The organism is Vibrio sp. OPT18, assembly GCF_015163615.1.
Classification (GTDB): Bacteria; Pseudomonadota; Gammaproteobacteria; order Enterobacterales; family Vibrionaceae; genus Vibrio; species Vibrio coralliirubri.
Genome location: NZ_JADDYK010000032.1, coordinates 1 through 4,776, shown reverse-complemented (window position 1 = coordinate 4,776; position 4,776 = coordinate 1). Strand labels below are relative to the sequence as shown.

Below are 4,776 nucleotides of genomic sequence, written 5' to 3'. Positions count from 1 at the left end.
CGCAATCAAAGTAAAGCATGGGGCACTAATCTTACATCAACTCCATTAGGTTAGTGTGCAAGGCAGAGCTGTGCTTTTACGATTGGCTGCGCCATCAATCGTCTCTAGCTAAGACGAGCAGTGTTAAGGGGGACGGCCGCCCCCTTAGTATGGCCGAGTCGAAACAACCTTATCTGAGGCGCATATTATTAAAGAAAACCTTCGTATATTGATACCAGTTTTTTTATCATTCAATAGGTATCATTAAAGTAGGGTGTTTTATTTGTGATACCAAAAGTATATGATACCAAAATAGTTGATACCATTTATAGAGTAAGTGACCGATGCGTATTTTTTCATATTGCCGAGTTTCGACAACGGAACAAACGACAGAAAACCAGATTATCGCTATTCGTCAAAAAGGATATGAGGTAAGTGAATCTCGTATCATTAGCGAAACCGTATCTGGTTCGATTGAAGCAATGAAGCGAGTAAAATTTAAGATGTTAATCAATCACCAGATGGAAAGTGGCGATATGCTGGTGGTATTGAAGTTAGACCGTTTAGGGCGAGATAACATTGATGTTCAAAACACCATCAATCTGCTTACGGACAAAGGCATAAAAGTTGTTTGTTTAGATTTACCTGTAGCTGACCTGTCTAGTGCGGAAGGCAAGCTGATGCTTCAAATGTTTTCTGCTTTTGCTGAGTTTGAGCGTAACCGTATAAGAGAACGAACCAAAGAAGGATTAGAGCGCGCCAAGGCTGAGAGTAAAAAGCTTGGTAGACCAGCAGCTCTTGCTACCACGGATTCTGTTCAGGCAAAGAAAGCTGAGGGGTTGTCGCAGTCTAAAGCGGCGGAGGCACTTGGCTTAGGCATTGCTACGATCAAAAGGCATTGGAACAAGTGAGGCCGTGGGGGAAAGTCAACTCGTTTTTGCCCCATTGTGTGCTGACGATAAATTAAACCGATAAATATCCGCCCTGATTTATCGGTACCAACTGAGCGAGTGGAAGCTAAAAAGAAGTGGAAAGAAACTCCCACTTCTTTTCATTGCGCAACGGTTTAATAACTATCTCCACCTGCATATTTATACGTTGATGCAGTTTCTAGGTCTGTAATTTCTAATGCCCGTAAAGGTCAGCGCGATATTAGCCAAAATTTGATTGGGGGTGCAATCTTCTCCCCCTCTTTCCCATTAGAATAATAATCGCAGGTGCAAGTAAAAGCATGTGTAGTGCAATCAGATCTGGCACTTCCAAAGTAAGTAGCTGAACCATTAAAACAACTAGACCAGCTCCTGCCATTTGAATGAAGCCAAGCAGCGCAGAAGCAGCGCCAGCGCTAGTTTCAAAACTGTTCAACGCCTTACTTGACGCAGTGCCGAGAACTATAGAGAAGCCGATGGAATTGATGAATATTGGTACCATGAACCCCGTTGGAGAAGGCGTTGCAAATAGCATCAAAAGACCTCCGCACACAACCACGCATAATCCTACTTTCAACACACGCCGAACGCTGAACATATTAATTAGTAGGGGGGCAACAATAAAACTAGCTAGTGCATTAATAACTGCATTTGCAGTAAACCAAAAAGAAAATTGAGAAACATCTAAGTTTAGGTGTACCATCAGCCAAACGGGAGCATTAGACACATAAGCTAATATAGCTGACATCGCTAACATACAAATAATTGAATGAAAGATGAATTGCGGATTCAATATCATTCTCGAATATGGGATATTAGCAGTGTTAGGTTGTCTTTCTGTACGAGTTTCAGGCAATCCAATAGATATGCATAGCAATACGACTAATGCATACAATGCCATAAATCCAAAATTTGAGCGCCACCCAAGAGTTTGGGTTAAATACCCGCCAAGCACGGGAGCTAGAGCTGGTACACAGCAAACTGCCCCATTTAGGTAACTGAGTAATTTAGGCATGTCTTTGTCTTTATAGGAGTCTCTGACCATAGCCATGACAGCCACGGATGTTGCCGCCGAAGATATTCCTTGTATCAAACGAAGCATTATCAAATCGTCTACATTTCCAACGGCAGATTGTAACATGGAACAAGTCAAATAGAAGGCGACTCCCCAAATGGCAATATTCTTCCGTCCCCACCTATCAGTCAATACACCAAGAATAAGCTGACCGATTCCAAACCCAATCATGAAATAAGTTACCGTTTTCTTGAGATCTACAGGTGTTGCCGTCATTTCCTGAGCCATATTCGGAAATGCTGGTAAGTAAATATCAATTGCAAGTGGCCAAAGAATGACCAGCATAAAAAGGTATAACAATAGCCTATTATCTTTCTTAAACATATTTTTATACTCTGCATCAATTTTAGTTACCTGCACTTTAGTAGCTCAGTGATATGATTTGAAATGATAAATATTCCCCTTCAATGAGAGCCATAGGAATATCATGATTGATGTAAACCAATTAACGAAATGCGATCTAAATTTACTGATTTGTTTGTATGTTCTCTTGGAAGAAAAAAATGTCAGTAGAACAGCGCAAAGGCTTCATCTAACCCAATCGGCAGTGAGTAAAAACCTCGCTAGGTTAAGAGAATGGTTCGATGACCCACTTTTTTTTCGGCTTTCAAAAGGCCTTTCACCTACTCATAAGGCTGAAACACTCCGTCCGATCGTGAGTCAAATATTAGAATTGAGCACTGAACTATCAAAGCCAACAATCTTTGAACCAAGTTCGACACCAAGGCACTTCAATCTAGCTTTGATTGAAAGTATTTACCCGCTACTACTTCCTAAGTTTCTTGGTGAGGTCTTTGGTTTTGGTTCGCATTTAACAATCGATACGTTTTCATGGGACAACCACTGTTTCGAAAAACTTAGTTCTGGAGAAGTTGACTTTGGAATTACCGGGAAAGAATTAAATGCTAACGATATCGCCCGAATAGCAAAAATCCCGCAAGATATAGAGGCATTCGAGCTATATAGAGAAAGTCAGTGCTGTCTAATAAGGGAAGAGCATCCTGTATTAGAAAAGGAATGGAACATGGAAGCCTATATTGAAGCTCAACACATCCAAGTTCGGTGTGGTGTCGATGATAGAAACAGATGGCTTCTTGATTTTAAGCTTGCAGAAAGAGGTTTATATAGGATGATTTCGACAACAGTCGATGATTTCAATAATGCAGCTTCGTTAGCTACCTGTACAGATTTAGTATTAACCGCCCCAAAACAATTTGCAGCACATATCTCTAAACAACTAAGACTTACAATACGACCTCTTCCTGTTGAGTTGCCCGAAATGGCGTACACTCTTTTTTGGAGCCGTAACCATGAGAGCGACCCTAGTCATAAGTGGCTTAGAGAGCTAATTATATCTCGCTGTACATCTTGAGACGCTTGTAGCGTAATTGCGAAAGTGTAGTTAATATGCATTTTTACGCAACCGCGATGACGACTAAGGGTATTGTTCGATACACGAAACGCTCTATTTTCCTGCACGAGCGGTATCAACTGAAGTGGTTCCGTTCTGCTGTTTGAGAAATGGAAAACTCTATCATGGGTAAATTTCGCCAGAAGTTTCAAACTCATTCCTGTCCAGAAGTGAGTTAAAAGAGCAGGCAGTTACCACCAGTATTGCTGGTGGTTTAGACTCAGTTAAATTACAGCTTTCAATGCCAAAGTACCTGTAATTGATAGCTTTCCTTTGCTCGCTTCTTCAATGTACCCACTCCACCAGCACATCATAGGGCGGCGGCGTTCTAGATAATCAGTGCGATTGTAAGCACTACGCACTTGATTATCATCAACATGGGCTAAAGCTGCCTCGACTAAATCCCTATCAAAGCCTTGCTCATTGAGAGTCGTACTCGCTAGCGAACGGAGTCCGTGGCTAACCAATCGACCTGCAAATCCCATACGCTTCAGTGCCATATTAGCTGTTTGGCTGTTACATGGTTTCTTAGGATCACGGTCTGAGGGGAAGATAAATTCACGGTGTCCACTGATAGGTTTGATGACTTCAAGCAACTCAAGCATTTGCTGCGTTAGTGGTATACGGTGTTCTTTACGCTTTTTCATACGTTCAGCTGGGATAGTCCATACTTTCTCATCTAAATCAATTTCCTCCCAGCGAGCTCCAGAAGTTTCACTAGGTCGTGTTATTGTATGAAGTTGCCACTCAATCAGGCATCTAGTCGTACGCTTGATACTAGCGTTAGCTATGGCGCCCATCAGTTCTGGTAATTCGGCTGGTTTGAGTGCCGCCATGTTTTCTTTCTTGGGTTTTTTGAAGGCCGCTTTGATACCAGTTAGTGGGTTAGCATGAACCAAGCCACAGTTAGTCGCGAAGTTCATTACTTCATTTAAGCGTTGAGCTAAGCTGAAAGTACTGACCTTCTACTTTGATTACCCGTCAGACTTTCAATTACAACAATATCAACTCAAATCAGAGCCTCAGCGCTCAACACTGCTAACAAATAATATCACTCAGTTGATTGCATCGGACAGATAGTGACGCAAGCAGTGATACCTTACCTCTGTTTCACAAATTCAATGGAACCTACAGGGCACTTACTCCCTTTCATGTTCTATTGAGCCATAGCGCAATCAAAGTAAAGCATGGGGCACTAATCTTACATCAACTCCACTAGGTTAGTGTGCAAGGCAGAACTGTGCTTTATGAGTGGCTGCGCCATCAACCGTCTTTAGTTAAGATGAGCAGTGTTAAGGGGGACGGCCGCCCCCTTAGTATGGCCTAGTCGAAACAACCTCATCTGAGACGCATATTATTAAAGAAAACCCTGTTTTTCGACC

At 42.0% G+C, this 4,776-nt stretch carries 3 protein-coding genes and 1 pseudogene; 2 read left to right on the top strand and 2 right to left on the bottom strand.

Going from position 1 to position 4,776, the window contains the following annotated elements; genetic code table 11:
• The first annotated feature begins 323 nt into the window (after window positions 1–323).
• Entirely contained in the window at window positions 324–890 is a 567-nt protein-coding gene (locus IQQ51_RS06525) for a recombinase family protein (RefSeq protein WP_193840638.1), read from the top strand.
• Between the two features lie 241 nt (window positions 891–1,131).
• On the opposite strand, the gene IQQ51_RS06520 is transcribed toward IQQ51_RS06525, so the two are convergent.
• Window positions 1,132–2,307 carry a multidrug effflux MFS transporter gene (locus tag IQQ51_RS06520; protein WP_193840637.1) on the bottom strand — a complete coding sequence of 392 codons (1,176 nt, stop codon included), beginning with the start codon at window positions 2,305–2,307 and terminating at the stop codon, window positions 1,132–1,134.
• Between the two features lie 106 nt (window positions 2,308–2,413).
• Between IQQ51_RS06520 and IQQ51_RS06515 the strand changes: the two genes are divergently transcribed.
• Window positions 2,414–3,355, top strand: a complete 942-nt coding sequence (locus tag IQQ51_RS06515; RefSeq protein WP_193840639.1) for a LysR substrate-binding domain-containing protein — start codon at window positions 2,414–2,416, stop codon at window positions 3,353–3,355.
• Window positions 3,356–3,618: 263 nt separating this feature from the next.
• Here IQQ51_RS06515 and IQQ51_RS06510 read toward each other — a convergent pair.
• Window positions 3,619–4,341: pseudogene (locus IQQ51_RS06510) on the bottom strand (tyrosine-type recombinase/integrase); the annotation flags it as partial.
• Window positions 4,342–4,776 lie beyond the last annotated feature (435 nt).

Coding starts and splice junctions, on each gene's coding strand:
- IQQ51_RS06525 (WP_193840638.1), top strand. CDS start 324: ATGCGTATTTTTTCATATTGCCGAGTTTCGACAACGGAACAAACGACA.
- IQQ51_RS06520 (WP_193840637.1), bottom strand. CDS start 2,307: ATGTTTAAGAAAGATAATAGGCTATTGTTATACCTTTTTATGCTGGTC.